Genomic DNA, 25,672 nt, shown 5'->3' with positions numbered 1-25,672 from the left:
ATGTTTGGCGGCAGCGCCTGTCCTGACTAGGCTGGTCCGCGGATGCAATCACGGCACCGGGGACGGCCATGAAAATGCACTATCGCACCATCGAACTCGTCGTCGCGGCGAGCGTCGTCGTGATCTCGCTGGCCTCGCTCTTCGTGGCGGTCTTCCAGGGCATTGTCATGGACCGCACCATGAAGGCCTCGGTCATGCCGGTGATCCAGGTGGGCCACGGCAATGTCGGTGAGGACCGTCAGAGCTGGGTGATGACCATCACCGTCCACAATACCGGTCTGGGGCCGGCGGAAATCCGCTATTTCGGCATGCGCTGGCAGGGCGAGCCGATCCGCGACACGTCGGAATTCCTTGCGCGCTGCTGTGCGCCGGACAGCGTCCCCGCAGACGAACGGCTCGGCTATATGCACCAGGCCTTCCGTGACGGGCAGATGGCGCTGGTCTTCGACGACGTCCAGTCACGCTTCCTCGCCCCGCAGGAGCGCGTCAACTTCATCGCCTTCGACCGCCCCGACGCCGAAACCCGGCCGCGCGGCCACGCTGTCTGGCAGGCGCTCGACTCGGTCCGGCACGATCTGCGGTTCGATGTCTGCTACTGCTCGGTCTTCGAGGATTGCTGGCTGGCCCGCTTTCCCGCCCAGTCCCGCGAACCGGTGGCGCGCTGCGACATCGCCGACTGGTCGGCCGAACCAGGCCCCGACGAGGCCGGGTGATCCATACCGCGCTTGCGGACGTATCCTCCTTGTCCCTCGCGAACGGGAGAAGGAGTCCCCCACATGACCCGCCTTTTCCTGCTCGCATTATCCCTGGTTCTGGCGGCCCTGATTGCCCTCGCTGTCGGAACCGGGGATTTTTCCGCGGCGGGTGACTGGCTGCTCACGCGCCCCTGGGGCCGCGTGATCCTGGCCGACCTCTATATCGGCTTCATCCTGTCCGCGATCGTGATCGGCCGTTTCGAGCGGCGCTGGATCCTGCGCATCGTCTGGATCGCGCCGGTTTTCGTGCTGGGCAATGTCTGGACGGCGATCTGGTTCGCCTGGCGCGCGCCGGAACTGTTCCGCCGCCTGGCGGCCTCTTGAAACCGGCCGGGCCCTTTCCCATCTGACCGTCACCGGCCGGTTCCGCCGCAATTCGATGTGAATTGTCGAAGTCTTAACGACGCTTTCAACGGAACCGATGCCGGAAAGGTTTCGTTAAACGATTCAACGCTGGAATCGCCCGTGTAGCGACACGGGAGGCGGCTTGGCCGCCACAAGTGGAGTGAGGACGATGAGCAAGGCTGACTACGGACTGGGAACGATCGCGAAATCCGGACTGATCTGGCTGACCGCCGGACTGGTCTTCGCGTCCGTTTTCGGCGCCCTTCTGTCGGCCAGCTCTGACCGTCCGGCCGTCAGCTTCCGCGAAGCCGCGCCGCAGCCCGTCATGGCGATCCACGAAGCCAAGGCTGCCGGCTGATCCGGCAACAGCGCATCCCCCGACAGCGATAAATCCGCCCCGGTCTCACACCCAAGCCTTTACAGACGCAACCGGGCTCCCGATATGTGATGTTATCACATTTTGAGGGGGAAGCATGTCCGACCGTCAGATCCATCCCGCCTTCGAAGGCGACATGGCCGCCAACTATGACGCCCGCAACGAACCCATGGCGGCGTTGCGCGACGCGCTTCACCTTCTGGCCGGGCGCCTGCTGTTGCAGGACCTGCCCGGGACAGCGGACATCCTCTGCGTGGGCGCCGGTACGGGCAAGGAAGTGCTGCATCTGGCCAGCCTCGCCCCGGGCTGGCGTTTCACGGCACTCGACCCGTCCGCCGACATGCTCGCTGTCTGCAAGCGCGAGGTCGAGGCGGCCGGCATCGCCGACCGTGTGCGCCTCTTCGAAGGCTATGTCGATGAACTCGATGACGGCATCACTTACGACGCGGCCACCTCCATCCTCGCCTCCCACTTCATCACCGACCGCGCCGAGCGCCTGGCGTATTTCACCGGCATCGCCGAACGCCTGCGCTCCGGCGGCATCCTGATCAATGCCGATCTTGCCGGTGACCGGAAGGCCGCGACCTTCGATGCGCTGGAGCATGTCTGGCTGTCCACACTGCGTTCGGCAGGCCTGGACGATGACAGCGTCGCCGCCTACCGCACCAATCTGGACAAATCGGTCGGCCTCCTGCCGCCGCCGGACCTCGCCGCGCTGATCGCCGCGGCCGGATTTTCGGAGCCCGCGCAATTCTACCAGGGCGGCCTGATCCACGGCCATACGGCCCGCCGCATCTGAGGCAGGCTTGACTCTGCAGGCCCTGCCGCGTATTGCCCCGCCTTCATCACGCAAGCTCACACGCTTGTCTTACCGGCACATCCGTCCCAACTGACGGGGGAGGCCGGCGAGAACCCCGCTCGGCGAAGTCTTCGCTCAGCGGGGCGGCGACGCTTTGCGCGTGCGGCTGATCGCACGTCCGGGCTGTGGCCTTGCAGGATGAAACGGAATTGAGGACGAACGCATGTTCGACGCACTGACAGAACGACTTGGCGGCGTATTCGACAAGCTCACCGGCCGCGGTGTGCTGTCGGAGAAGGACGTCGATGCAGCGCTGCGCGAGATCCGCGTTGCCCTGCTCGAGGCCGATGTGGCCCTGCCGGTGGTCAAGGATGTCGTTGCGAAAATCCGCGAGCGCGCCGTCGGCGAAGACGTGATCCGCGCCGTCGCGCCGGGCCAGCAGGTCGTCAAGATCGTCCACGATGCCCTGGTCGACCTTCTGGGCGGCGAAGGCGAACAGCCCGGCCTGATGGTCGAGGGCGAACCGCCGGTCGCCATCCTGATGGCGGGTCTGCAGGGCTCGGGCAAGACCACCACCTCGGCAAAGCTCGCCAAGCGCCTGCAGGACGTCCACAAGAAGAAAGTCCTGCTCGCCTCGCTGGACACGCGCCGCCCGGCGGCCATGGAACAGCTGCAGCAGCTGGCCGCTCAGGTCGGCGTCGGCTTCCTGCCGATCATGGCGAACCAGCGCGCCGTCGACATCGCCAAGCGGGCGATGAATGCCGGCAAGCTGCAGGGCTATGACGTCGTCATTCTCGATACCGCCGGCCGTACCTCGATCGACGAGGACATGATGGCCGAGGCGAAATCGATCGCCGACGTCACCCGCCCGCGCGAAACCCTGCTGGTCGCCGACGCGCTGACCGGCCAGGACGCGGTGGAGACCGCCAAGCGCTTCCACGAACGCCTGCCGCTGACCGGCCTGGTGCTGACCCGGATGGATGGCGACGGCCGCGGCGGTGCGGCGCTCTCCATGCGCCATGTCACGGGCCTGCCGATCAAATTCCTCGGCGTCTCGGAAAAGCCGGACGGTCTGGACGCGTTCGACGCAAAACGCCTGGCCGGCCGCATTCTGGGCCGCGGCGATATCGTCTCGCTGGTCGAGAAGGCCGCCCAGGACGTCGACCAGGACAAGGCCGAACGCCTCGCCAAAAAGATGGCCAAGGGCAAGTTCGACCTCGACGATCTGCGCGAACAGTTCGGCCAGCTGAAGAAGATGGGCGGTTTGGGCAGCCTCATGGGCATGCTGCCGGGCATGAACAAGGCCGCCAAATCGCAGATGGCCGCCGCCGGCATGGACGACAAGATGCTCTCCCGCCAGGAGGCGATCATCCTGTCGATGACGCCGCAGGAGCGGGCCAAGCCGGAAATCCTCAAAGCCTCGCGCAAGAAGCGCATCGCCGCCGGTTCCGGCGTCACCGTCGCCGACGTCAACAAGCTGATCAAGATGCACCGCCAGATGGCCGACATGATGAAGAAGGTCGGCAAGAAGGGGCGCGGCGGCCTCGCCGGCATGATGGGCGGAATGCCCGGTGGAATGGGTGGAATGCCGGGCGGCATGAACCCGGCCGATATGGGCCGGGCAACCCAGGACCTGCTGGGCGGCAAGCCCCCCGCAGGCGCACAATTGCCGGGCCTTGGCGGTTCCGGCTCGAAGAATTCAGGCTCGTCACTGCCCGGACTGGGCGGCGGCGGCCCCTTGGGACCGGACGGCCTGCCGCTCGGCCTCCCGAAGAAGTAATCCCCGTTTCAAAGCTTTAGACCCGAAGGAAATCGAACAATGGCTCTGAAAATCCGTCTCGCCCGTGGTGGCGCCAAGAAGCGTCCCTACTACCGCATCGTCGTTGCCGACAGCCGCGCCCCGCGCGATGGCCGTTTCATCGAGAAGATCGGCTCCTACAACCCGATGCTGCCCAAGGATGGCGAGCGCGTGAAGATCGACATGGAAAAGGCCAAGGCCTGGATCGCCAAGGGCGCCAAGCCGACCGACCGCGTCGGCCGCTTCCTGAACCAGCTCGAGGCCGATGCCTGGGCCTGGGAACACGGCAATAACCCGAAGAAGGGCGAGCCGGGCGAGAAGGCCAAGGAGCGCGAAGCCGAGCGCCTCGAGAAGGAAGAAGCCAAGAAGGCTGCCGCAGAGGAAGCCAAGGCGGCTGCCGAATCCCCGGCTGAAGAGCCGGCTGCTGAAGCCGAGGAAGCCCCGGCCGAAGAGGCTGCTGCCGAAGAAGAGAAGTCCGAATAGGACTTTTCCGGCCAACCGATGACACCCCTCCTCCCCCTTGATGGGGGAGGGGGACCACGGCACAGCCGTGGTGGAGGGGGTGGGGGCGAGGGGTTGGCGAGTTTGCCTGCACCGGGATTCACCCCTTCCGACCCGCGGCTCCGCCGCGGCCCACCTTCCCCATCAAGGGGAAGGATGGTTTGAGCCGGACCCAAAACCATGACCCAGACCGCCGACGACCTTGTCTTCATCGCCGCCATTGCCGGTGCGCATGGTGTGAAGGGCGAATGCAAGGTGAAGAGTTTTGCCGGCGAGCCGGACGCCGCCTTTTCCTACGGTGCGTTCCGCGATGCCGATGGTGCGGTCCTTTTGACGCCCAAGAGCTGGCGTCCGGTGAAGGACGGTTTCATCGTCCGCTTTGCCGAAAACCTGACCCGCGACCAGGCCCAGGCCCTCAAGGGCACCCGGCTTCACATCCCCCGCGCGGCCCTGCCGGTGCTGGAGGATGACGAATTCTACCATGCCGACCTGATCGGCCTGAAGGTGCAGGCGCTGGACGGCAGCGCCATGGGCACCCTGCGGGCGATCCATGATTTCGGTTCGGGCGACCTGCTGGAAATCACCGGCACGCCGGGCCGCAACGGCCCCTGGATGCTGCCCTTCACCCGCGACTTCGTGCCCCATATCTCGATCAGCGACGGCGTGATCACGATCGACCCGCCCGAGGAAGTCGGGAGCAAGGCCGAGGAAGAGGCGGGAGAGTAGCGGGTTTCACGCCTGCCGTCTTCTTCGCTTATCTCTTTTCACTTTCCCCGGCCTTGTGCCGGGGCCTGGTTGAGTCCGCCTCTGAAGCGCCGCCAGACCCCGGAACGGGTCCGGGGAAACCGGAGACAGACTCTACGGCCCGCAGCGCCACTCGCCTTCGACCACCATGCGGGCGCCATCATCGCCGAGATAGACTAGGCGCGCCGGCATGGGCGGGGATTCCTCGCCCGCCGTCTCCGGCTCGCCTGTCACGATCACATCCACCGTCAGGCCGCCGCCCGCCAGGGTCTCGCCGTCGAGCAGCGCATTGAAGCCGCCGGGCGTCTGGCTGCGCACCGGCTCGATGCGGCCATCGACCTTGATCACGCCTTCGGAAAATTCCTCGTCCACCACATTCGCGCGCACCAGCATCACCGGCTGCGGCGTGTCGTCGATGTCGAAGGCGCAGGCCAGCTCGCCCGGCAGGTCGGTACCGCGGATATCGTCGGCGGTGAGCGTGCCGATCTCGACGCCCGGTTCCGCGTCTCCGGCCGCGCCGGGCCCGGTCGCCCCTTCAGAACAGGCCGCCAGCGCAAGGACGCTGACAGCGCCCAGCCCCAGAAAACGGCAGGCGGCGGTTTGCATGCGGAACAGGCGGACCATGGCGGTATCTCCGGATCAGGTTTCACCCCGACCAACGGCCCGGTCCCCGCTTTGTTCCCGGATGGGTGCGTCTCCACTTGAACGTAGCACACAAGGCTGCAACTCTGGGGTAGAGACCGGAGGGACAGGATGAGCTGGCTGACAGGACTTCTCGGCGCAGCGGGGCTGCTGGCCATCGCCCACATGGATGAAGAGGGCCCGCAACAGGCCAGCTGTGCGCTGATCGCCGAAGGCGAGGATGCCGAACGCCGTGGGCCGGACAGCTTCCGGGCCGAATGCCCGGCCAACCTCCCCGGCCTGCAACAGGCCGCAGACGGCGCCCTTGCCGCCCTAGACCTCGACATCCGCCCGATGCGATACCGGACGCTGACCTTCGCCGAAGAGATCCATTTTCAGAACTCCGGTACTGGCTGGACCCCGCTTCCCGGACAACGCGTTGTCGGGTCAGGAATGCAGATGCCGACGCGCGCCGTCGAGCGCGGCGTCCGGCACATGCTCTGTGCCTTCGCCATCGAACCGGACCCGAACGGCCGGCCCGCCGATGTCGAGGTGGAATGCTTCGGCGATGCCTCCGGCTCTGAACGACGGCTGACGCGAGCAGGGCGCGAGGGCGTACAGACCTGGCGCTATCTTCCGGTCGCCGTGCGGTACTGCATCGATGAACAAACCCTCGACACCGCACACGTCATCGTCGGGCGCCCGGGGCAAGCCCAGTATGCCGAACCCCCAAGCCCCATGCCCGACCCGTCACGCCTGCCCAGCCTGTGTTCGCGGGAATGAGGCCTTCGATAACCGGGATTTTGCGCCTCGTCTGCTAATCCCCTCCCCATTGGCCCCCATCCCTGCTAAACCCGCGCGCCATGACTGACGCGCCTGTCCCTTCCCTGCCGTGGACTGCAACGGCCCTGACCCTCTTTCCGGAGGCGTTTCCCGGACCGCTTGGCGTGTCGCTGATCGGCGCAGCTGCGAATCGTGGGTTGTGGGCGCTGGAAACTGTGGACATCCGGGATTTTTCCCGTCATAAGCACCGCTCCGTGGACGACACCCCGGCCGGCGGAGGCGCTGGTATGGTGCTCAGGCCGGATGTAGCCGCGGAGGCGATTGATACGGTGCAGTCTCGCTGGCAAGGCGGGAAACGGCCGTTGATCTATTTGACGCCGCGAGGACGACCGCTCTCTCAATCCCGGGTCCGGGAATGGGCGGCCGGTTCTGGCGTTGTCGTATTCTGCGGCCGGTTCGAAGGGCTCGATCAACGGGTCATCGACAGTCGCGGGATGGAAGAGGTCAGTGTCGGCGATGCCGTTCTGGCCGGTGGCGAAGGCCCTGCCCAGGTTCTCATCGAGGCCTGTGTGAGACTTCTCCCCGGCGTGCTCGGTGATCCGGCCTCGGCCGAAGATGAGAGTTTCGAGGGCGATCTCCTCGAATATCCTCACTATACGCGTCCGCGCGTGTTCGAGGATGAAGAGATCCCCGAAGTCCTGCTCTCGGGGCACCACGGCCGGATAGAGGCCTGGCGCCGGGAACAGGCGGAAGAGATTACGAAGGCGCGGCGCCCCGACCTCTGGGCGAGGTACGTGGCGCGCAAGGAGAATGCACGATGAACATGATCGAGCAGCTTGAAAAAGAAGAAGCCGCCCGCGTTCTGGGCGAGAAGACCATCCCGGATTTCAGCGCCGGCGACACGCTGCGCGTCCATGTTCGCATCAAGGAAGGCGACCGTGAGCGGATCCAGGTGTTCGAAGGCGTCTGCATCGCCCGCAATGGCGGCGGCCTGAACGAGAGCTACACTGTCCGCAAGATTTCCTTCGGTGAAGGTGTCGAGCGCGTTTTCCCGGTCTACTCGCCGAATGTCGAGCTGATCGAGATCAAGCGGAAGGGCAAGGTCCGCCGCGCGAAGCTGTATTACCTGCGCGACCGTCGCGGCAAGTCGGCCCGTATCGCCGAACGCGTCACCGGCCGCGGCATCGAGAAGCGCGAAGCCAAGAAATAGGCTTCCGCCCTCGCGCGATTTCAAAGACCCCGCCGGGAAACCGGCGGGGTTTTTTGGTTTGCGTTTGTCGGCGTCACACTTGTCATCCCGGATGAACGCCCCGCGCAGGCGGGGCGAAAGTCCGGGACCCATAACCCCGGTGCTCGCCCGGGTGTCGCCGATGCCGGGCCTGCTTCCGGCTCAAAACACGAGTATGGGTCCCGCCTCTGCGGCCCGCCTGCGCGGGCCATCCGGCCGGGATGACAAAGAATGTGAGGCAAGCCTTCACCTCACCCGCCAATCCCGCTTAACTCGGCCCCATGACAGGCTCGCTCGTTATTCTCACCGGCGCCGGGATCTCGGCGGAGTCCGGGCTAGGCACGTTCCGCGATACGGACGGGTTGTGGGCGAAGTTTGACTGGCAGGCGCTGGCGACCCCGGAAGCCTTCGCGGCCCAGCCTTTCAAAGTGCATGAATTCTACAATGCCCGCCGCGCCAATCTGGCAGACGCCTCACCCAATGCGGCGCATGCGGCCCTGGCCCGGCTGGAGCGCGACTGGCTGGCGCACGGCGGCGATTTCCTGCTGGTCACCCAGAATGTCGACGATCTGCACGAGCAGGCCGGCTCGCAGCGCCTCATTCACATGCATGGCGAGTTGCAGAAGATGCGTTGCGAGGCCTGCCACACGGTCGCCACGGCCTTCGGCGAGATCGGTACGGACACGCCCTGTCCGCGCTGCCAGCAGCCCGGCTTCCTGCGGCCGCACGTGGTGTGGTTCGGCGAAATCCCGCTGGAGATGGACCTGATCTTCCAGGCGCTGGAGGCCTGCACTCATTTCGTCGCGATCGGCACGTCCGGCACGGTCTATCCCGCCGCCGGCTTCTCCGAAATCGCCCGCCGCGCCGGCGCCCATCTCACCGAGATCAACCTCGCGGAAACCGATACCTCGCCCGTCTTCGACAGCCACATCACCGGCCCGGCCAGCGCCGCCGTACCCGCCTGGGCCGAGGCGTTTCTGGATTGAATTAGGCCTGCTTGGGTGAGCGAATTCGTCTATTTTCTCGACGCGCGTTCCATTTGTACTGCAACGACAATCCTTCAATATCTGGAAATATTGTTGAATAACTTATACCCAATCTGTCTAATTCTATTAGAATTTTTCCTTTCGCGAAGTCACGAACTTGTATTTTATTGATGAACATAAATTGACCAATGGAATCATTAAACGGAAGACTATGCGATGAAAAAACAGATTTTTGCGCATTCATTCTGGGGTTTTTAAATTTTGGAAATATGAAATTTGTTTCTTTTGAATTCAGTATGTCTTTCGAGCCGTCTGTTATGTTATAAGGCGTGGTTATATACACATATCCGTTCGAAATCTGCGATAAAATTTCTTCACGCCTCTTAGCGGCTTCGTCTACGCTCGCATAACGGTATGTAAGTTCAATGCCGTCGATTGCTGCGAACCAGAGCGCTACAAGCGGATTTTCAGTCCAGTCCAACAACCGCGTCGGAACGCCGTGGTGCTGAGCATGGGGGAGCAATTCGACTAAATCGGCGCGATCCTCGAGTCCTAGAATGCCTGCGGCTTCCCGATGCCACCGTTGGACTAGGTCCAGTTCCACAAAATTATACCAACCGTGTCGCGCTGCGCTTGGTATCAGATCCCAGTCTTGCGTTTGCCCTCTGAATACCCACGACGTTTCGAGTTGGTGGTCGTAGCTCTCGACCGCCCGCACAAAGTCGGCAACGCAGTCGACAACCTTTACTGCCGTATCGCTATTCCTCATCAGCCCTCATCCTCGATGCGGTGCATGTCTTCGTCGGAGAGGCCGAAATGATGGCCGATCTCGTGCACGAGGACGTGGGCGATCAGCTCGCCCAGCGGGATGTCGCCGCGCTCGGCCCATTCGTCCAGGATCGGGCGGCGGAACAGGAAGACCCGGTCCGGTTCCGGCGAAGGATCGATCACCGATTTGCGCGCCAGGTCGACACCGATATAGACGCCGGTCAGTTCAAACGCGTCCGCCATGCCCAGCGCGTCGAGGGTTTCGCCATCGGCGAAGTCGGCGACAAAGATCTCCACCCGGCCGCACATCTTGCGGAAGCCGTCGGGCAGACCCTCCCAGGCCCCGCCCGCCAGGGCTTCGAAATCTTCCAGGGAGGGCGGCAAAAGGTCGTGGGGCAGGGATCGGGTCATGGTCCCCGTATACCGGCCACGGCGGGCGCTGTCAGTCCGTTTCCGCGGCAGGCTTGCGCCGCGAACAAATATGGAACATGCTTTGCGGCATGGACCTGTCCGACGTTGCCTCCGCCGCCAATCCGGATATCGACGACGCCCAGGCGCTGATGCGCGGGGCGGCGCGCCTGCTCTGGCAGATGGGCTATAGCGCGATCCCGGAATTCATCCTGCCCGACGGCCGCCGCGCCGATCTCGCCGCGCTCGGCCGCAAGGGCGAGATCACCATTGTCGAGGTGAAGTCGGGCATTGCCGACTTCCGCGCCGACAACAAGTGGGAGAATTATGCCGGCTATTGCGAGCGGCTGTATTTCGCCGTCTCCCAGCGCTTCCCGCACGACCTCATCCCCGAACATGCCGGCCTGATCATCGCCGACGGGTTCGGCGGGGCTGTGGTGCGCGAAAGCCCCGTCCTCGCCCTCGCCCCGGCCCGCCGCAAGGCCCTCACCCTGCGCTTCGCCCGCGCCGCCGCCGACCGGCTGATGCGGGTGGAGGAGTAGGGGCTTCCTTCCCGGCCTATCCCACCTGTCATCCCGGCCGAATGGCCCGCGCAGGCGGGCCGAAGGGCCAGGACCTATACGCTCGTTTTTGACCGGAAGCAGGCTCGACATACGCGACAGCCCAGCCAGCACCGGGGTTATGGGTCCCGGACTTGCGCCCGGCCTTCGCCGGGCATCCATCCGGGATGACAACGCTTGCCCCCTAAACCGCCTCGGCGGCCCGCATCTCGCGCAGCAGCCCCTCGAAAGCCTCGACGCGCGGGGCGAAACGCTGTTCCACAGCGCCGCGGACGTGCAGGCAGGCCTTGTCCGGGCTGCCGCAATCGACGGGCGGATGCGGATCGTATTCCAGGCCCAGCTGGATCGCCTGGGCGACGGTCTCGCCGGCCAGTTCCACGACGACGGTGAAGGCGAAATCGATCCCCGCCGTCACGCCGCCGCCGGTGAAGAGATTGCCGTCGCGCACCACGCGCGCCTTCACCGGTTCGGCGCCAAAGGCTGCCAGCAGCTCGTGATAGCGCCAGTGCGTGGTTGCCTGACGCCCCGCCAGCAGGCCCGCTGCACCCAGGATGAAAGCGCCGGTGCAGACCGAGGTGACATAGCGCGCCTGGGCGCCCTGGCGTTTGACGAAATCGACGATCTCCGCGTCCTGCATCGCCGCATCCACGCCGAATCCGCCGGGAATGCAGATCATGTCGAGATCGGGACAGGCGGCGATCGTCGTGTCCGGCAGGATGAAGGGGCCGCAATCTGTGCGTACAGGGTCCAGCGTCTTGCCGACCAGGTGCACTTTCGCGCCGGGCACGCGGGACAGGACCTGCAGCGGGCCGGTGAAGTCCAGCTGGGTGATATCGTCGAACAGCAGGAAACCGATATTCAGCGTGGCGGTCATGATCAGGCCTCTTCTTTCAGGGGGGAGGTGAAACGGGCGCGGTAATCGCTGGGCGTGACGCCCAGCTGTCGCATGAAGGCGCGGTCCATGCGCTGGTGCGTGCCGAAGCCGCAGGCCTGCGCCACCATGTCGATGCGCTGGCGGGTCTCGACTAGAAGGCAGCGCGCCAGATCGATCCGCACGCGTTCGATGAAAGCGGCCGGCGAGGTGGTCATCTCGCGGCGGCACAGACGGCTCAGCGTGCGCGGCGAGACGGCGAGCGTGTCGCACATCGCGGTGACCGACCAGTCACGCTCCGGCGCGGCCCGCACCGCCTCGGCGAGGCGCGCCAGCCGGCGATCATCGGCGCCCTGGGCGGCCAGATCGGCGGAAAACTGTGCTTGCCCGCCGGACCGCATGCGGTAGACGACATTCTCGCGCGCCACGGCCAGGGCGAGATCGCGATCATGATCGGTCTCGATCAGGGCGAGGGCGAGATCGATCCCCGCCGTCACGCCGGCCGAAGTCCACACCTTGCCGTCGCGCACGAAGATCGCGTCGGGCTCGACTTCGAGCGCAGGATAATAGCGCTGCAGCCGGGCTGCCGACCGCCAGTGCGTGGTGACACGGCAGCCGTCCAGATGGCCCCGGCGGGCGAGCAGGAAAGTCCCGGAGCACACCGAGGCGATGCGTCCGGCGCGATCGAAAGCCGTGTCGATGAAGGCCTGCACATCCGCTTCGTCCAGTGCCGCGCGCACGCCCGGTTCCTCGCCGCCGGCGACGATCGCGGTAGAGCCCGGGCCCAGCCTGGCCGCTGCGGCGGCCGCACTGTCCCCGGCGGCGACGGCCAGCCCGGACGAGCTCGCAACATTGCCCGCCTGCGGTGCGGCGACGCGGATATCGTAGAGCCGGCGGCCTGCGGCCCGGTTGGCGGCCGAGAACATGGCCAGCGGCCCGGTGAGGTCGAGCAGCTGGAAGCCGGGATAGATCAGGAAAACGATGGTGTGCGGTGTATCCATGCCCGCCACCCTAGCCTCACCCCGTTATGGCCCAAAGGCCATTCATGGGGCAAATCGGGCCATTCGACACGAATCCGGAGCTCTCTTGTCCTTCCCCTTGATGGGGAAGGTACCCCGCAGGGGCGGAAAGGGTGGGCGCGAAATATCCGAGACCATGCACTATAAGGACCGGCACCGGGGTTCACCCCTTCCGACCCAGCGCTGTGCGCTGGCCCACCTTCCCCATCAAGGGGAAGGACCACCGCATCTCGCTGGCAGCACGTGCCGTGCTTAAGCCTCCGGCTTCACGCGCCAGGGCGGGTCGATGCGGTTTTCGCCGGCATGGTAGATCTTGATCTTGTGGCCGTCGGGATCGGTGAGGATCGCCTCGCGCCACAGCCAGGACTGGTCTTCCGGCCGTGTCTCGAAGACCAGGCCCTTCGCCTCCAGTTCGCGCACGCGCGCATCCATGTCGGCGTCTTCCAGATAGATCACCGCGCCGGGATGGACCGGCCCGGTCTCGACATGGATGGAGAACGTGGTGTCGCCCTCGGGCGCCAGGAAGCGGCAATAGTGCGGACTGTCGACCAGGAGCCGGAAACCGAGCTGAAGGTAGAAGGCCTTCGAGCGCGGGATGTCACTGACGGGGAGGGTTATCTGGTTCAGCTGCATCGGTTTCGGTCTCCCGCCTGGGATCGGCAATCTGGTCCAGCGGCCGGATCAGACGGTCCAGCGTCAGGTCCGACAGGAGGAAGGCCCACCCGTCCGCTGCCGCATTGATCGCCCCGGCCGCGTCGCGGGCATCGTCGGTCAGGGCTTCCGCCTGCAACACCGCCCAGCGCGTTTCGCCCAGCGCCAGCACGTCCAGGCTTACGCGCACGCCGTCGAAGGTCTCGGCGATATGGCGGGCGACGACCTCGCCTTCAAGGCGCGAAGCTGCGCGCACATCGCGAAAGCGCACCCGCGCCAGCGCGCTGGCCGGACCATTGCCCGCCGCCGCCGTGATCAGCGTCCAGCCGCCCGGCTGGCGCAGGGCGAAGCTGCGTACGCTTGGCGAGGGGCGTTCCAGCCGGTAGGCCGGGCCCGCTTCCGGCACGATCGTGCTGACGGCGATGGCGTTGGCGCCCAGTTCCAGGAAATCCAGATCCAGCCAGTGCCCCGCCTCGGCGATGGGTGGCAGGCTGGCCGCCGTTTCGGCCGGGCGCGCCGCATAGGTGCGGTTGCGGCCCGGGAAGCGCACATAAATGCCGGTCTCGGTTTCGCGTCCCAGCAGGATATCGACCCGCACGGCGCCGGAAGCGTCGCGCACCGTCACCCGGGTCGCCTCGCCCTCTTCGCCCCGGCCGCCCAGGCCCAGGCGGGCATGTTTGGCCGGATCCGCCGTGCGCGCCCCGGCATAGTCCAGCCCCGCCAGGAAAGCGTCGAGTTCAGCCAGCCGGCCCGCGACCACGGGATGGCCGTCGCGGCTGGGCATGATCCAGCCCGTCTCGCTGCGCGTCAGGGTGAAATGGTCTTCGGCACTGTCGATCTCGATCTCGGCGGCCTCGCTCACCGCCTGCGGCCAGTCGGGCAGGACCGGGCCGGAAACCTCCGGCTGCCAGGCCTGGCGCGCCTGGTTCCAGGTCAGCCCGGCCGCGAGGCCGAGAAGTCCCAGCGCCAGTATGCCCGCAATGGCGAGCCGCATGCCGCGCTGCCGGTCCATCCGCTGGCTCATGAGGGCCTCCCCCGGCGGCGGCGCACCAGCGCACCGGCAATCCCGGCCAGGATGATCAGCACCGGCGGCACGCCGATGGTCCAGAATTGCAGTGTGGCGTTCAGCGCGTCGATATCACGGCGGAAATCCCGCTCGACGGCGCGCAGCTCGGCCCGCGTCTCGGCGATCTGGTGACGCAGGCGTTCGGCCTCCTCGCGCTGGGCCGCGCCCGAGGCCGACAGGAAGGCCGAGGCCTGGCCCGAACCGGTCAGACTGTCCAGCTGCGCCTCGGCATCGGCGATTTCCTGCTCCAGCGCATCCTGGATTTCCAGATAGCGGGTCTCGGCCGCCTCGCGCAGCCGGTCGACCCGGCTCATCGGCCGCAGCGAGGGCGTGCGCGAGCGCACCTCGATCAGCGCCCGGTCACCGGCCGCCATGTCGATCAGGTTCAGCGCCAGGGTGAGATTGTCGGCCACCATCATGTCGCCGACTGCCGGGTCGGAGCGGACATAGTAAGTGTCGTCCAGCCAGTCGGCGTCGGCGACCACGGTGATGTCGACCGGCGCATCGGCCTGGCCGACATGATCGGCCGGGCTGAACAGCGTGTCGCCTGCGGGCGGGCCGTCCGGGAAGGCCGTCTCCGGCAGGCCGGACAGGCGTGCGGCCAGCACCAGCGGTGCCGGTGCGGGCTGATAACCGCGCAGAAGATCGTCCGGCCCCGGCGCACCGGCAGCGATATCGGCATCGACAGCGGCACCTTCCGGCGAGGTGACGGCCAGCGGTGTCACGGTCATGCCGGGCTGGCCGACGGGTTCGAGATAGCCGGGCGAGCCGAAATTGATCCCCAGATCGAGCGTGGCCGTGGCCAGGTCCTCGCCGGACAGCTGGGCCTGGCCGACCGAGAACCACAAGGGATAGGCGCGGCGGCGCGCCCGCCCGTCGGCATCGACAATCTCGACCGGCAGGCCGAGCGCCCGGTCCATGGCGACGCTCTGGGCGTCATAGCGCACGCCCCAGCGTGCCAGCAGCGGCCCCAGATCCGAAGACCGCCGTGCGCGGATCGGCGGCAGACCGTCCGGTCCCGGCCGCAGGGCGACATGTGCCAGCGGATCGATGAAGGCGAGCAGCCGCCCGCGGGTCAGCACATGCTGGTCGATACGGTAGAGCTGCGCCTCGCTCAGCTCGCCCGGATGCAGCAGCAGGAGTGCGTCGGCCTCGGGCAGGTCCTGGAAATCGCGATCCACCCAGACAATCTCATAGGCGCCGCTCAGCTCGGTGACGAAACGGTTGGGCGCACCGGTATCCGGCGTGATCGGCAGGCTGGTGACAACGGCGATACGCGGCCGGCGCGGCCGTTCCAGATCGGAGATGACACGGGTGAGATCGTATTCCAGCCGCGCCTCGGAATCCTCGCGGAAGACCGGGATCACCGCCTGTTCGTCGATGGAATTGCGCGCCACCAGGCCGAAATAGAGCGAGGTGCCGGCCTCGGTCGGTACAGCCTGAAGCCCCGCCTCCAGCGCGGCATCCTCGTCCGGCGAGAAGGGCTGCGGGTCGATCTCGGTCAGGCGGATCATGCCGCCGGAGCGGTCGGCATAGGCTTCCAGCATTTCGCGCACCCGGCTGGCATAGGCGCGGATCGCGGGATACTGGGCGGCCTCGGCGCGGGAATAGTAGAAGCGCCACTCCACCGGCTCGGTCAGGCGGGCGATCACCTCCTCCGTGCCCGGCGAGAGGCGGTAGAGCCCCTGTTCGGTCAGGTCGAGCCGCCAGCTGCGCAGGGTCAGCCCGGCAATCTGGTTGCCCGCCAGGAAGATCACGGCGAGCGCCAGCAGCATCAGCGGCGTGAAGAGGGCGCGTTTCATCGGCCGCCTCCGCGCCGTTCGGACACCAGCGCGCCGCCCATGGTCAGGCAGATGCCGATCAGGCCGAGGAAGTAGACCAGGTCCGCCAGGCCGATCACGCCATTGCGGAAGGCGTTGTAGTGATCCAGCGCCGACAGGCCGGCGACGAATTCGGTTACCGCTGCCGGGGCGCTGGCGCCCAGCACGGACAACACGAAGGGCAGGCCCGCCATGGTCAGCAGGAAGGCCGCTCCGGCGCCGAGCACAAAGGCGACGACCTGGTTGGCCGTGGTGGCCGACAGGGCCTGGCCGACCGCCAGATAGGCCCCGGCCAGAAGCAGCGTGCCCAGATAGGCGGTGGCGATAGCCGCATTGTCCGGCTCGCCGAGATAATTGACCGCGATCCACATCGGGAAGGTCAGCGCGATGGCCAGGGCTGCCATCGTCCAGGCAGCGAGGAATTTGCCGCCCGCCGTCGCCCAGAGCGGGATCGGCAGGGCCATCAGGAATTCCAGCGTGCCGCGATCGCGCTCCTCGGCCCAGGCGCGCATCGCCAGCGCCGGCATCAGGATGACCAGCAGCCAGGGCAGATAGTCGAACATCGGGGCGAGATCGGCGCGGTTGGTGTCGAAGAAACGGCCGACATGGAAGGCAAAGGCCGGCGCGGCAAAGCCGAACACGGCCAGAAAGACATAGGCCAGCGGCGTCAGGAAATAGGCACCCAGTTCGCGCCGGTAGATGGCCCAGAGTGTGTGGATCACGCGGCCGCCTCCGGCGTATTGCCATCACCGGCCGGGGCCAGGGTGAGCTGGCGGAAGGCGGCCTCGATCTGGCGTTCCGGAGCGAGCTCGGCGAGTTCGCGCGGCGAACCGTCGAACAGCAGCCGCCCGCGGGCTATCACGATGGCGCGCGAGCACACGGCGGGCACTTCCTCGAGGATGTGGGTGGAGATGATGATCGCCTTGTCCGGTGCCATGTCGCGGATCAGCTGGCGCACCCCGTCCTTCTGGTTGGGGTCCAGCCCGTCGGTCGGTTCGTCGAGAATCAGCACCTGCGGATCATGGGCGATGGCGGCCGCCAGCGCCGCGCGGCGTTTATAGCCCTTGGACAGCGTGCCGATCGGCTGATGCTCATAACCGCCCAGATTCGCACGCTCCAGCGCCAGCGTGGCGGCGCGTTTCAGACTGTCCCCGGAAAAGCCGCGCGCGCGCAGGCTGAAAGCGACGAAATCGCGCGGCGACATGGCCGGATAGGCGGGCGCGCCCTCGGGCAGATAGCCCAGCCGGGCCTGTGCTTCCAGGCGTGCCGCGACGCAGTCATGCCCGGCGATCGAGGCGCGGCCCTCATCCGCTTCCAGCGCGCCGGCCAGCATGCGCATCGTGGTGGTCTTGCCCGCGCCATTGGGGCCGAGAAAACCCAGCACCTCGCCGCGCTCCAGCGTGAAGGAGACGTCGTCGACGGCGCGCCGCGGTCCGAAATCCTTGGTCAGATGGTCGGCAACCAGCATGTAACGCTCGGAGACTCCAGGCTGAGAGGACCCTAGCGTTAGCGTGCCGGCGCGCGCTTGGCCAGAGGCGAAACAGGCGGGCAAAAGAGGGGGTGAGGGTGTCGACCGGACCGCCGCTCCTTGACCCGGGGGGCTGGGGGGGCTGTCTAAATCCAGGATCCGGAACGTTGACGCGACCGGCCGACGCGTTGGACGGTGGCTTCGCGGTATGGCGGGAACTGGTCGGGAATGTGGCGACTTTGCGGCACCGCGTGAAATGTTTGTAAGCTGTAAACGGCCATTCAACCCATGGGAGAATGCGGGTGACAGCAAGCCCTCACAGCGTGCGTCCGGCGCCACAATCGGTGATGTGGCAGCGCCGGGAACTGGACACCATCCTGCGCGTCTACGGCCATTTCGTCGCGCGCGGCGAATGGAAGGATTATGCGATTGACGGCCTTCGCGACCAGGCCGTGTTCTCGATCTTCCGCCGGCACAGCGAGATGCCGATGTATGCCGTGATCAAGACGCCCGCCGACGCCCAGCGCCAGGGCGCCTACAAGGTGGTCGGCATGGACGGCCAGATCCTCAAGCGCGGCCACGACCTCGCCCAGGTCCTGCGCATCTTCGACAAGAAGCGCTTCCACGTGGTGGACTGAAACTTCAGCGACACTTGTCATCCCGGATGAATGCCCCGTACAGGCGGGGCGCACGTCCGGGACCCATAATCCCGGTGCGTGCCCAGATGTCGTCGGTATCGAACCTGCTTTCGGCAGACAGCGAGCGTATGGGTCCCGGCCCTCCGGCCTGCCTGCGCAGGCCATACGGCCGGGATGACAGCGCGCCTGGCCCCCCAACACCCACAAAAAAGCCCCCGGAGTTTTCCCCGGGGGCCGTTTTCTGTGCGATGTCCGCTGATCCTATTCGCGGCTGCCGAGCAGCGAGAGGATGATCTGGAACATGTTGATGAAGGCGATGTAGAGGTTCAGCGCGCCCATATTGGTGAGCACGGCCATCGAGCGCTGGTCGCCCGCCACCTGATAGTACATCACTTTCAGGCTCTGGGTCTGCCAGGCCGTCACGCCCGCCATCAGCAGCAGCACGCCGAACTGCAGCAGCAGTTCCAGGCCGGCCGAGTGGAAGAAGAAGGCGTTCAGCACACCCAGGATGATCGCGCCGATCATACCCATGAACAGGAAGGACTGGATCGGCTGCAGGTTGATCTTCGTCGTATAGCCGAACACCGACAGGCCCAGGAAGGCACCGGCGGTGATGGTGAAGGCCTGGACGATGGTCGCCCAGCTGATCGCCAGCGTGCGGCCGCCCGACGTGGTGATACCTTCCGGCGCGTACCCGCCCGCAGCAACGACCCAGACACTCAGACCCGTACCGATCAGGGCGACGATTGCCCAGTAGAGCAAGGCCGAGCCGGTGGGCGAGGGATTGCGCATGAAGAACATCGAGCCGAACAGCAGGGCCAGCGGGCCCCATTGCACGACAAAGAGCAGCGGCGTGCCCCAGACCAGCATGGTCAGGGGCGTCACAGTGCCGACCGCATAGGCCAGAGCGGCCGAGATCAGCAGACCCAGGCCCATCTTGTTGTAGACGCCGAGCATGAATTTGCGCAGGCCGGCATCCCGCGACATGTCCATCGACTGGGCGCCGGAATAGGTGCGGGAAAAGTCGTTCATCGTTACGTCTCTCTCGTAGTCAGGGCGTGCGGAAACACGCCGCGCGCCGACAGGGCGCTTTGACGGGCAATATCGGGGCGACCGGCGAAAATGGCAAGGCGGGACGCAACGGGGGTCGCGTCCCCCCTGTCAGACGCTGACACGTCCCGGGCGCCATTGCCGAGCCGGCACAAACTGTCCTAGGCACTAAAGAGCCCGTTGCGGAGTTCCGGACCATGTCCCTGCGCCTGTTTGCCGCCCTGCCCGTGCCCGAAAACATCGGCGCCGGACTGGTGCGCCTGCAGAAGGGCGTGCCGGGCGCGCGCTGGCGGCCCGTGGAGAATTTCCACATCACGCTGCGCTTTTTCGGCGAGATCGACGAGCGCACGGCCGAGGATCTCGATGCCGAGCTGGCGAATATCCGGATGGACCCCTTCACCGTGCGGCTCAAGGGGGCGGGCTGGTTCGGCAAGGCCGATCCGCGCGCGCTCTGGCTGGGCGTCGAGGCCGGCGAGGCCGTTGCCACGCTGGCGGGCAAGTGCGAGCGGGCGGCGCGGCGCGCCGGTCTGAAGCCGGAGACGCGCAATTTCCACCCGCACATGACGATCGCCTATCTGCAGGGCACGCCCGTGGACAAGGCCAACCGCTTTACCCAGCGCGCCAGCGATCTGGAGACCGAGGCCTGGATGGCCACGCATTTCAGCCTCTATTCCAGCTGGATCACGCGCGGCGACGCCAATATCTACGAAGCCGAGGCCGATTACCCGCTGGCCTGACCGGGCTGCGCACGCAGCGCGGCAATCAGCCCGTCCACCCCGGCCTCAACCAGATCGAGCACATCCTCGAACCCGGCATCGGTGCCATAATATGGGTCCGGCACATCGCCCATCTGCTTGTCCGGCGCCCAGTCCATCAGGCGGGAAATCCGGCCCGACACGCCCGGTGGTGCAAGACGGCGCAGATGGCTGTCATGTCCACTGTCCATGGCCAGGATATTGTCGAAGCGGGTGAAGTCTTCCGCCACCAGGGCCCGCGCCGCGAGCCCGTCGAAACTGTAGCCGCGGGCGGCGGCCGCCGCCTGGCTGCGCGGATCCGGCGGCTCGCCTTCATGCCAGCCGCTGGTGCCGGCGGAATCGACGCTCCAGTCCAGCCCCAGCGCCTCGATCCGTGCCCGTGCGACCGCTTCCGCCGTCGGCGAACGGCAGATATTCCCGGTGCACACGAAGAGCAGACGCATCACTCGGCATCGACGCTGAAGGCGCCGGGCAGCACGGCGAGCTGCCAGTCACCGCCGGACTGGTAAAGCCAGTAGATGTCGCCATAGGCGGTTTCCGGCAGACGGCCCTCTTCGCAGCCGGCGGCTTCGGCGGCGGAGACGCCGGCAAACTCGGCCAGCCACAGGCAGGAGGTGTTGGAATGCTCGCCGGCGAGCGTCCAGCGGGCCTCGCCATCGCGGGCTTCGGCGAAGGCCGCGGAACGCTGGCGTTCGATCGTGGCGCCCGGCGTGCAGTCGGCGGCATAGCCGTCAACGGCCTGGTGCACGACCACTTCGGCATGGCCGGCCGCCGCCGTCAGCCGGGTGCGGCAGGCGGCGCTGGCATAGGCCCGGTCGACCGGCGCCTCGCCCAGCAGGCCGGACAGCCGCGTCACCATCGCCTCGCCCGCCTCGCTGAGCGGGCATTCCATGCCGTTGCAGTCCGGCGAGATCTTGTAGGCATGCCGCACCACCAGGATGTGGCGGCCGGACGCGGCGATATCGGCCTGCACGTCCGCCGGTGCCAGTTCCAGCAGGGCCGGACGGTCGAAATCCGCCGCAGCGGCGCCGTCCAGGCCCGCAGCCGTGAGCATGAGTGCGGAAAGATAAGTCGTGATCATGATGAACCTCCCCTTGTCCGGGCGAGACTAGCCGCGACAGCCCGGCAGGCAAATTACCCTTCCATGAGGAAGCGGACAGATTGCGGCCCGGCGCGCCGCCGGGGCTCAGACCTCGCCCGCAGATCAGACCTCAACCGTGTCCGGCTCGACCTGCACGACAATGCAGGCGCGCGCCTGCGTGCCCTCGCCCGGCGTGCTGTCGAAGGTCAGCTCGCCCTCCATCAGATCGACCAGGCGGCGGCAGATCGACAGGCCGATCCCGCTGCCAGATCCGGTACGCAGCGTGCGCGTCTCGGTCGCGAGGTCGAGCTCTTCCGGCGTCATGCCGATCCCGGTATCGGTGACGGTGAAGGTCAGGCGCGCATGATCGGGATCGATGGGCTCGGCTTTCACATGGACGGTGATCCGCCCTTGCGGGGTAAACTTGATCGCGTTGGAGACGAGATGGGTGAGGATCTGCTTGATCCGGCCCGGATCGCCGATCATCGGCTGTTTGCCGTCATCACCGCAGGCCGGGCCCAGTTCCAGGCCGCGCTCGGCCGCCAGCGGCGCAAACAGGCCGGTCACCGACCGGATCAGCTCGCACGGCTCGAACACCGTGCTGCGTAATTCCACCTTGCCGTTTTCCAGCAGCGACAGGTCCAGCACATCGCTGACCCGGTGCAGCGTCGACTGGGCCGACTGTTCCAGCGTGGTCAGCAGGCGGCGCTGTTCGGCATCGAGCTCGGTATTGGCCAAGAGGCTGGCCAGGCCGAGAATGCCGTTCAGCGGGGTCTGCAGCTCATGGCTCAGCCCCAAGAGGAATTCCGATTTCGACTGGCGCAGGGCACGCTGCATCTCGGCCTCGGTCTTGAGTTCCGCCTCCAGCGTATCGCGTGAGGACAGCTCGACCTGCATCCGGCTCGCCGAGCGCCGCATCCGCGACAGGAGCCGTCCCAGCCGCCGGATCAGCATCACGAAGCCGATCAGCATCAGGCCGACGGCCACGGCATCGGACAGCGGACGGATGCGGTGGCCGGCAAGGTCCACCCAGACAGCGAGCACATCCGGCGGCAGTACCAGCGGGCCGGCAATGTGCAGGAGGGCATCGGCGAGATAATAGGCGGCCCACAGCACGATACCGACGGACAGCACCTGCACGGCGCGCACCGCGCCGGCGAACTCGATCGACCGGGCATGCGTCCACAGATAGGCGGCCGCGACCGTCCCGGCCGCGACGAAGAGCAAATCCAGCAATATCGTCAGCAGGGCCGAGTGCATGTCCTCACCCGCCCCTGACCGGGGTACACATGGTCAAACGCCCGCTCTGCTCCATATCCGCCGCCGGCCTCGCTGCCGGCAGTCGGTAACCCTTGCCCCGGGGGGTGGCGGTGTAAAGCGCCGCCCGGCGCAATGAATTTTTCATTCATCGCGACGGAATGCGGCGAACAGGCGGCAGGAACAGGGAAATTGCGCTCCGCCGGGGTCAGTCGTTGCGGCCCAGACGGCGCTTGCGGCGCGCCATCAGCTGCAGGCGCAGCGCATTGAGGCGGATGAAGCCCTCGGCGTCCTTCTGGTCGTAGACATCGTCTTCCTCGAAGGTCACATGCGCCTCGGAATACAGCGTGTGGTCGGAAGACCGGCCGACGACATTGGCCGAACCCTTGTAGAGTTTCAGTCGAACATCGCCCGTGACATACTCCTGACTCTTGTCGATCGCCGCCTGCAGCATTTCGCGCTCCGGCGAGAACCAGAAGCCTTCATAGAGCAGCTTGGCGTATTTCGGCATCAGCTCGTCCTTCAGGTGCGCGGCACCGCGGTCGAGGGTGAGCTGTTCGATGCCGCGATGGGCCGCCATCAGGATGGTACCGCCCGGCGTCTCGTAGATGCCGCGCGACTTCATGCCGACAAAGCGGTTCTCCACCAGGTCGAGACGGCCGATCCCGTGCTTGCGGCCCAGCTCGTTCAGTTCTGTCAGGAGGGTGGCAGGGCTCATGGCCTTGCCGTTCACCGCCGTCGCATCGCCGCGCTCGAAGCTGATCGTGACATATTCCGGCGTGTCCGGCGCATCGACCGGGTCGACCGTGCGCTGGAAGACGATGTCGGACGCTTCCTCGGCCGGATTTTCCAGCACCTTGCCCTCCGACGAGGTGTGCCAGAGATTGGCGTCGACCGAGAAGGGCGCCTCACCGCGCTTGTCCTTGGCCACCTGGATGCCGTGCTGTTCGGCATAGGCGATCAGCTTGGTGCGCGAATTGAGATCCCATTCGCGCCAGGGTGCAATCACGCGCAGGTCCGGGTCCAGCGCATAGACCCCCAGCTCGAACCGCACCTGGTCATTGCCCTTGCCGGTCGCGCCGTGCGCCACGGCGTCGGCGCCGGTTTCGTGGGCAATCTCCACCAGACGTTTGGAGATCAGCGGCCGGGCGATCGAGGTGCCCAGCAGGTAAAGACCTTCATAGACCGCATTGGCGCGCACCATCGGGAAGACGAAGTCGCGCACGAATTCCTCGCGCAGATCCTCGATGAAGATGTCCTTCACGCCGGCCGCTTCGGCCTTCTTGCGCGCCGGTTCCAGCTCCTCGCCCTGGCCCAGATCGGCCGTGAAAGTCACGACTTCCGCGCCGTACTGATCCTGGAGCCATTTCAGGATCACCGACGTGTCGAGACCGCCGGAATAGGCAAGAACAACCTTTTTCACAGGCTTTTTGGCAGGCATGGCGCATTTCCTTTTCGTCTGCCGTTCGCCTACCGCCAAGCCCGTGCGCACGCAAGGGGAATGATCGGGTGCACAGGTTTGGCACTGCAAAGACCGCCTTCTCCCCCACATTTTTCCCGGCCGGACGCCCGGCGAAGGCCGGGCGAAGCGCCGGGACCGACGGGAAGCTCATCGCTTGAAATGATCTTCGGTCGGTCCCGGATCTACAGCCTGCCTGCGCAGGCTGAAGCCTGCGCCCGCGAAGGCGGGTGGCCGGGAAAAGTGGAGAGAGTTGGAAGTAGAAAGCGCAAACGCCGCAACAAACACCGTCACCCTGACGAAGGTCAGGGCCCAGGTCATAGAGCGCAGTGGCCGCGACCTCGCACCTATCCCTCGTGAAGGCACCGCTCGATCCGAGCCCCTAAAGCCCAAATCTCCCTCTATGAACTGGGTCCTGACCTTCGTCAGGATGACGGCGAGTGAGGCCGCACGGGGCGAAATCGGACAAACCGCCAACCCCGCTTGGACACACACGCAATCCGCGTCATGCTCGCCGTATGAACCGGTCCGGACTGTCCCGATTTTCCCGTTTTCGCGGGCGCCGTGCGCGCTTCGAGCATGATCGCAGTGACCGGGCGGCGCAGGATGAGCGGCTGCGTGCGCTGTGCCGCACGGCGAAACAGGCCGGGATCGGCACGACGCAGGCGCTGGCGGAGCGGCTGGCGCGCGAGGGGATCGATCTCGCCATTCCGCGCCTTGCCGGCCTGAAAGCGGCGCTGGAAGGGGAGACCCGTCCGCTGAAACCGGACGTGTTCGAGGGCAGCGCGGAAATCCCGGCGGACGCGCTGCGCCTCATGGAGCGCGCGCTGGACGGCCAGCTGGCCATTGCCGGTTTCGGCGGGTTTTCCGGCCGCATCGCCAATCTGTTCGATTATGCCCGCGAGAACCGCGCCGGCACGGTGGCCAGCTATATCCCCGAACTGGCCCGCCAGGACCCGGACCAGTTCGGCCTGGCCGTGTGCAGCCTGGACGGCCAGCGTCTCGCGCTGGGCGATGCGGAGCAGGCCTTCTGCCTGCAATCGGTGGTGAAACCGCTGAATTATGCCCTCGCCCTGGCGCTGAACGGCGAGAACCAGGTGCACCGCCATGTCGGCCGCGAACCTTCGGGCCGCCGTTTCAACGAGCTGGCGCTGGACCCGGACAACCGGCCGCACAATCCGATGATCAATTCCGGCGCCATCATGTGCACCGCCATGATCCGCCCCTCGCGCACCGTTGCCGACCGCCAGGACCTGGTGCAGCGCTTCGTGGCCTCGGCAGCGGGCGGAGCGGCATGCGGCTTTGACGAAGCCGTCTATCACTCCGAACGCCAGACGGCGGCGCGCAACCTCTCCCTGGTCAAGCTGATGGACGAGCATGACGCCTTTCCCGAAGGCGCCGATACCGAAGCCGCGCTCGATCTTTATTTCCGCACCTGTTCGCTGACGCTGGACTGTCAGGGCCTGTCAGTGGCAGCCGCCATGCTGGCCAATGGCGGGGTGTGTCCGCTCACCGGCCACCGGGTGATCGACCCGCGCATCGTGCGCAATACGCTGTCATTGATGCTGACATGCGGCATGTACGACTATTCCGGCGAATACGCTTTCTCGGTCGGCCTGCCCGCCAAGTCCGGTGTGTCCGGCGGTCTGATGATCGTCATACCCGGTATCGCCGGTATCGCGCTGTTCTCGCCGCGGCTCGACCGGCAGGGCAATTGCGTGCGTGGTATCGAGTTTTCCCGGCGGTTGATCGAGGACTACCCGTTCCACATCTTCGCCGGCGTCGCGACCGACTGAACCCGCGTCGCCGCAGACTGACAACGCTCGCCAGAGCGGCGGGATGGCGTCATAGTGCCGGAAACCGGC

General features: G+C 66.3%; 30 protein-coding genes. 15 read left to right on the top strand and 15 right to left on the bottom strand.

From position 1 onward, the window contains the following. Positions 1-68 precede the first annotated feature (68 nt). The 7 genes from JJ918_RS01110 (at position 69) to rimM (ending at position 5,300) form a co-directional block, all read left to right on the top strand. Entirely contained in the window at positions 69-713 is a 645-nt protein-coding gene (locus tag JJ918_RS01110; protein ID WP_291882189.1) for a hypothetical protein, read from the top strand. 63 nt (positions 714-776) lie between these two features. Continuing rightward, a complete protein-coding gene (locus JJ918_RS01105; RefSeq protein ID WP_291882186.1) occupies positions 777-1,079 on the top strand; it encodes a hypothetical protein in 303 nt (100 codons plus the stop codon). 190 nt (positions 1,080-1,269) lie between these two features. Next, a complete protein-coding gene (locus JJ918_RS01100; protein WP_291882183.1) occupies positions 1,270-1,458 on the top strand; it encodes a hypothetical protein in 189 nt (62 codons plus the stop codon). 115 nt (positions 1,459-1,573) lie between these two features. Beyond that, entirely contained in the window at positions 1,574-2,275 is a 702-nt protein-coding gene (locus JJ918_RS01095; protein WP_291882177.1) for a class I SAM-dependent methyltransferase, read from the top strand. 223 nt (positions 2,276-2,498) lie between these two features. Beyond that, positions 2,499-4,055, top strand: a complete 1,557-nt coding sequence (gene ffh / locus JJ918_RS01090; RefSeq protein ID WP_291882174.1) for a signal recognition particle protein — start codon at positions 2,499-2,501, stop codon at positions 4,053-4,055. A 39-nt stretch (positions 4,056-4,094) separates the two neighbouring features. Further along, complete coding sequence (rpsP, locus tag JJ918_RS17200) at positions 4,095-4,556, top strand: 30S ribosomal protein S16 (RefSeq protein WP_367277611.1); 462 nt, start codon at positions 4,095-4,097, stop codon at positions 4,554-4,556. A 198-nt stretch (positions 4,557-4,754) separates the two neighbouring features. After that, positions 4,755-5,300: a ribosome maturation factor RimM gene (gene rimM, locus JJ918_RS01080; protein ID WP_291882171.1), complete on the top strand. Its 546-nt coding sequence runs from the start codon at positions 4,755-4,757 to the stop codon at positions 5,298-5,300. A 132-nt stretch (positions 5,301-5,432) separates the two neighbouring features. Here the strand turns inward: rimM and JJ918_RS01075 are convergent, their stop codons facing one another. Further along, positions 5,433-5,942, bottom strand: a complete 510-nt coding sequence (locus JJ918_RS01075; protein WP_291882168.1) for a hypothetical protein — start codon at positions 5,940-5,942, stop codon at positions 5,433-5,435. 129 nt (positions 5,943-6,071) lie between these two features. On the opposite strand from JJ918_RS01075, the gene JJ918_RS01070 reads away from it, so the two are divergent. From JJ918_RS01070 to JJ918_RS01055, 4 genes are all read left to right on the top strand, one after another. Further along, the gene (locus tag JJ918_RS01070; protein ID WP_291882164.1) at positions 6,072-6,722 is read left to right on the top strand and encodes a hypothetical protein; all 651 of its coding nucleotides are present in this window, start codon (positions 6,072-6,074) and stop codon (positions 6,720-6,722) included. Positions 6,723-6,802: 80 nt separating this feature from the next. Continuing rightward, positions 6,803-7,543: a tRNA (guanosine(37)-N1)-methyltransferase TrmD gene (trmD, locus tag JJ918_RS01065; RefSeq protein ID WP_291882161.1), complete on the top strand. Its 741-nt coding sequence runs from the start codon at positions 6,803-6,805 to the stop codon at positions 7,541-7,543. Next, positions 7,540-7,932: a 50S ribosomal protein L19 gene (gene rplS, locus JJ918_RS01060; RefSeq protein ID WP_291882159.1), complete on the top strand. Its 393-nt coding sequence runs from the start codon at positions 7,540-7,542 to the stop codon at positions 7,930-7,932. Before trmD ends, rplS begins: the two co-directional genes overlap by 4 nt. A gap of 299 nt (positions 7,933-8,231) precedes the next feature. Beyond that, positions 8,232-8,936: an NAD-dependent deacylase gene (locus JJ918_RS01055; RefSeq protein WP_291882157.1), complete on the top strand. Its 705-nt coding sequence runs from the start codon at positions 8,232-8,234 to the stop codon at positions 8,934-8,936. 1 nt (position 8,937) lies between these two features. Here JJ918_RS01055 and JJ918_RS01050 read toward each other — a convergent pair whose 3' ends face one another. Next, entirely contained in the window at positions 8,938-9,705 is a 768-nt protein-coding gene (locus JJ918_RS01050; RefSeq protein ID WP_291882154.1) for an FRG domain-containing protein, read from the bottom strand. Beyond that, a complete protein-coding gene (locus JJ918_RS01045) occupies positions 9,705-10,115 on the bottom strand; it encodes a metallopeptidase family protein (protein ID WP_291882151.1) in 411 nt (136 codons plus the stop codon). Before JJ918_RS01045 ends, JJ918_RS01050 begins: the two co-directional genes overlap by 1 nt. Positions 10,116-10,204: 89 nt before the next feature. Here JJ918_RS01045 and mmcB point away from each other — a divergent pair, with 89 nt between their 5' ends. Then, positions 10,205-10,654, top strand: a complete 450-nt coding sequence (mmcB, locus tag JJ918_RS01040) for a DNA repair putative endonuclease MmcB (RefSeq protein ID WP_291882149.1) — start codon at positions 10,205-10,207, stop codon at positions 10,652-10,654. A gap of 202 nt (positions 10,655-10,856) precedes the next feature. Here the strand turns inward: mmcB and JJ918_RS01035 are convergent, their stop codons facing one another. The 7 genes from JJ918_RS01035 to JJ918_RS01005 all read right to left on the bottom strand — a co-directional run bounded on the left by JJ918_RS01035 (position 10,857) and on the right by JJ918_RS01005 (position 17,567). Beyond that, positions 10,857-11,546 (bottom strand): DJ-1/PfpI family protein, encoded by a 690-nt coding sequence (locus JJ918_RS01035; protein WP_291882147.1) that lies wholly within the window; start codon positions 11,544-11,546, stop codon positions 10,857-10,859. 2 nt (positions 11,547-11,548) lie between these two features. Then, complete coding sequence (locus JJ918_RS01030) at positions 11,549-12,544, bottom strand: GlxA family transcriptional regulator (RefSeq protein WP_291882144.1); 996 nt, start codon at positions 12,542-12,544, stop codon at positions 11,549-11,551. A gap of 270 nt (positions 12,545-12,814) precedes the next feature. Continuing rightward, on the bottom strand, positions 12,815-13,195 hold the full coding sequence (locus JJ918_RS01025) for a VOC family protein (protein WP_291882142.1): 381 nt from the start codon (positions 13,193-13,195) through the stop codon (positions 12,815-12,817). Beyond that, positions 13,161-14,237, bottom strand: a complete 1,077-nt coding sequence (locus JJ918_RS01020; protein ID WP_291882139.1) for a DUF4340 domain-containing protein — start codon at positions 14,235-14,237, stop codon at positions 13,161-13,163. The genes JJ918_RS01025 and JJ918_RS01020 overlap by 35 nt, the downstream gene beginning before the upstream one ends. Beyond that, entirely contained in the window at positions 14,234-16,081 is a 1,848-nt protein-coding gene (locus tag JJ918_RS01015; RefSeq protein WP_291882138.1) for a Gldg family protein, read from the bottom strand. Before JJ918_RS01015 ends, JJ918_RS01020 begins: the two co-directional genes overlap by 4 nt. After that, complete coding sequence (locus JJ918_RS01010) at positions 16,078-16,818, bottom strand: ABC transporter permease (RefSeq protein ID WP_367277615.1); 741 nt, start codon at positions 16,816-16,818, stop codon at positions 16,078-16,080. Before JJ918_RS01010 ends, JJ918_RS01015 begins: the two co-directional genes overlap by 4 nt. Then, the gene (locus JJ918_RS01005) at positions 16,818-17,567 is read right to left on the bottom strand and encodes an ABC transporter ATP-binding protein (protein WP_291882134.1); all 750 of its coding nucleotides are present in this window, start codon (positions 17,565-17,567) and stop codon (positions 16,818-16,820) included. Before JJ918_RS01005 ends, JJ918_RS01010 begins: the two co-directional genes overlap by 1 nt. Before the next feature lie 296 nt (positions 17,568-17,863). Between JJ918_RS01005 and JJ918_RS01000 the strand changes: the two genes are divergently transcribed. Then, the gene (locus JJ918_RS01000) at positions 17,864-18,205 is read left to right on the top strand and encodes a DUF2794 domain-containing protein (RefSeq protein ID WP_291882132.1); all 342 of its coding nucleotides are present in this window, start codon (positions 17,864-17,866) and stop codon (positions 18,203-18,205) included. A 261-nt stretch (positions 18,206-18,466) separates the two neighbouring features. Here the strand turns inward: JJ918_RS01000 and JJ918_RS00995 are convergent, their stop codons facing one another. Further along, positions 18,467-19,237, bottom strand: a complete 771-nt coding sequence (locus JJ918_RS00995; RefSeq protein WP_291882130.1) for a Bax inhibitor-1/YccA family protein — start codon at positions 19,235-19,237, stop codon at positions 18,467-18,469. A 215-nt stretch (positions 19,238-19,452) separates the two neighbouring features. Between JJ918_RS00995 and thpR the strand changes: the two genes are divergently transcribed. Then, positions 19,453-19,992 carry an RNA 2',3'-cyclic phosphodiesterase gene (gene thpR / locus JJ918_RS00990; RefSeq protein ID WP_291882128.1) on the top strand — a complete coding sequence of 180 codons (540 nt, stop codon included), beginning with the start codon at positions 19,453-19,455 and terminating at the stop codon, positions 19,990-19,992. On the opposite strand, the gene JJ918_RS00985 is transcribed toward thpR, so the two are convergent. The 4 genes from JJ918_RS00985 to JJ918_RS00970 form a co-directional block, all read right to left on the bottom strand. Continuing rightward, positions 19,977-20,453, bottom strand: a complete 477-nt coding sequence (locus JJ918_RS00985) for a low molecular weight protein-tyrosine-phosphatase (protein WP_291882126.1) — start codon at positions 20,451-20,453, stop codon at positions 19,977-19,979. The two genes, thpR and JJ918_RS00985, sit on opposite strands and share 16 nt — an antisense overlap. Then, on the bottom strand, positions 20,453-21,091 hold the full coding sequence (locus JJ918_RS00980; RefSeq protein ID WP_291882124.1) for a hypothetical protein: 639 nt from the start codon (positions 21,089-21,091) through the stop codon (positions 20,453-20,455). The genes JJ918_RS00985 and JJ918_RS00980 overlap by 1 nt, the downstream gene beginning before the upstream one ends. A gap of 123 nt (positions 21,092-21,214) precedes the next feature. Then, positions 21,215-22,351: a HAMP domain-containing sensor histidine kinase gene (locus JJ918_RS00975; protein WP_291882121.1), complete on the bottom strand. Its 1,137-nt coding sequence runs from the start codon at positions 22,349-22,351 to the stop codon at positions 21,215-21,217. Positions 22,352-22,556: 205 nt separating this feature from the next. After that, positions 22,557-23,789 (bottom strand): argininosuccinate synthase, encoded by a 1,233-nt coding sequence (locus JJ918_RS00970; protein WP_291882118.1) that lies wholly within the window; start codon positions 23,787-23,789, stop codon positions 22,557-22,559. A 536-nt stretch (positions 23,790-24,325) separates the two neighbouring features. On the opposite strand from JJ918_RS00970, the gene glsA reads away from it, so the two are divergent. After that, positions 24,326-25,603, top strand: coding sequence for a glutaminase A (glsA, locus tag JJ918_RS00965; RefSeq protein ID WP_291882115.1), 1,278 nt, complete (start codon positions 24,326-24,328; stop codon positions 25,601-25,603). Positions 25,604-25,672: the final 69 nt, after the last annotated feature.

This window comes from Maricaulis sp. (assembly GCF_017642925.1).
Taxonomy (GTDB): domain Bacteria; phylum Pseudomonadota; class Alphaproteobacteria; order Caulobacterales; family Maricaulaceae; genus Maricaulis.
This window is presented reverse-complemented; position numbering and strand designations above follow the sequence as displayed.

Bases quoted from the DNA above. Each gene is read 5' to 3' on its own strand.
- JJ918_RS01110 (WP_291882189.1), top strand. From the start codon at position 69: ATGAAAATGCACTATCGCACCATCGAACTCGTCGTCGCGGCGAGCGTC.
- JJ918_RS01105 (WP_291882186.1), top strand. From the start codon at position 777: ATGACCCGCCTTTTCCTGCTCGCATTATCCCTGGTTCTGGCGGCCCTG.
- JJ918_RS01100 (WP_291882183.1), top strand. From the start codon at position 1,270: ATGAGCAAGGCTGACTACGGACTGGGAACGATCGCGAAATCCGGACTG.
- JJ918_RS01095 (WP_291882177.1), top strand. From the start codon at position 1,574: ATGTCCGACCGTCAGATCCATCCCGCCTTCGAAGGCGACATGGCCGCC.
- ffh (WP_291882174.1), top strand. From the start codon at position 2,499: ATGTTCGACGCACTGACAGAACGACTTGGCGGCGTATTCGACAAGCTC.
- rpsP (WP_367277611.1), top strand. From the start codon at position 4,095: ATGGCTCTGAAAATCCGTCTCGCCCGTGGTGGCGCCAAGAAGCGTCCC.
- rimM (WP_291882171.1), top strand. From the start codon at position 4,755: ATGACCCAGACCGCCGACGACCTTGTCTTCATCGCCGCCATTGCCGGT.
- JJ918_RS01075 (WP_291882168.1), bottom strand. From the start codon at position 5,942: ATGGTCCGCCTGTTCCGCATGCAAACCGCCGCCTGCCGTTTTCTGGGG.
- JJ918_RS01070 (WP_291882164.1), top strand. From the start codon at position 6,072: ATGAGCTGGCTGACAGGACTTCTCGGCGCAGCGGGGCTGCTGGCCATC.
- trmD (WP_291882161.1), top strand. From the start codon at position 6,803: ATGACTGACGCGCCTGTCCCTTCCCTGCCGTGGACTGCAACGGCCCTG.
- rplS (WP_291882159.1), top strand. From the start codon at position 7,540: ATGAACATGATCGAGCAGCTTGAAAAAGAAGAAGCCGCCCGCGTTCTG.
- JJ918_RS01055 (WP_291882157.1), top strand. From the start codon at position 8,232: ATGACAGGCTCGCTCGTTATTCTCACCGGCGCCGGGATCTCGGCGGAG.
- JJ918_RS01050 (WP_291882154.1), bottom strand. From the start codon at position 9,705: ATGAGGAATAGCGATACGGCAGTAAAGGTTGTCGACTGCGTTGCCGAC.
- JJ918_RS01045 (WP_291882151.1), bottom strand. From the start codon at position 10,115: ATGACCCGATCCCTGCCCCACGACCTTTTGCCGCCCTCCCTGGAAGAT.
- mmcB (WP_291882149.1), top strand. From the start codon at position 10,205: ATGGACCTGTCCGACGTTGCCTCCGCCGCCAATCCGGATATCGACGAC.
- JJ918_RS01035 (WP_291882147.1), bottom strand. From the start codon at position 11,546: ATGACCGCCACGCTGAATATCGGTTTCCTGCTGTTCGACGATATCACC.
- JJ918_RS01030 (WP_291882144.1), bottom strand. From the start codon at position 12,544: ATGGATACACCGCACACCATCGTTTTCCTGATCTATCCCGGCTTCCAG.
- JJ918_RS01025 (WP_291882142.1), bottom strand. From the start codon at position 13,195: ATGCAGCTGAACCAGATAACCCTCCCCGTCAGTGACATCCCGCGCTCG.
- JJ918_RS01020 (WP_291882139.1), bottom strand. From the start codon at position 14,237: ATGAGCCAGCGGATGGACCGGCAGCGCGGCATGCGGCTCGCCATTGCG.
- JJ918_RS01015 (WP_291882138.1), bottom strand. From the start codon at position 16,081: ATGAAACGCGCCCTCTTCACGCCGCTGATGCTGCTGGCGCTCGCCGTG.
- JJ918_RS01005 (WP_291882134.1), bottom strand. From the start codon at position 17,567: ATGCTGGTTGCCGACCATCTGACCAAGGATTTCGGACCGCGGCGCGCC.
- JJ918_RS01000 (WP_291882132.1), top strand. From the start codon at position 17,864: ATGCGGGTGACAGCAAGCCCTCACAGCGTGCGTCCGGCGCCACAATCG.
- JJ918_RS00995 (WP_291882130.1), bottom strand. From the start codon at position 19,237: ATGAACGACTTTTCCCGCACCTATTCCGGCGCCCAGTCGATGGACATG.
- thpR (WP_291882128.1), top strand. From the start codon at position 19,453: ATGTCCCTGCGCCTGTTTGCCGCCCTGCCCGTGCCCGAAAACATCGGC.
- JJ918_RS00985 (WP_291882126.1), bottom strand. From the start codon at position 20,453: ATGCGTCTGCTCTTCGTGTGCACCGGGAATATCTGCCGTTCGCCGACG.
- JJ918_RS00980 (WP_291882124.1), bottom strand. From the start codon at position 21,091: ATGATCACGACTTATCTTTCCGCACTCATGCTCACGGCTGCGGGCCTG.
- JJ918_RS00975 (WP_291882121.1), bottom strand. From the start codon at position 22,351: ATGCACTCGGCCCTGCTGACGATATTGCTGGATTTGCTCTTCGTCGCG.
- JJ918_RS00970 (WP_291882118.1), bottom strand. From the start codon at position 23,789: ATGCCTGCCAAAAAGCCTGTGAAAAAGGTTGTTCTTGCCTATTCCGGC.
- glsA (WP_291882115.1), top strand. From the start codon at position 24,326: ATGAACCGGTCCGGACTGTCCCGATTTTCCCGTTTTCGCGGGCGCCGT.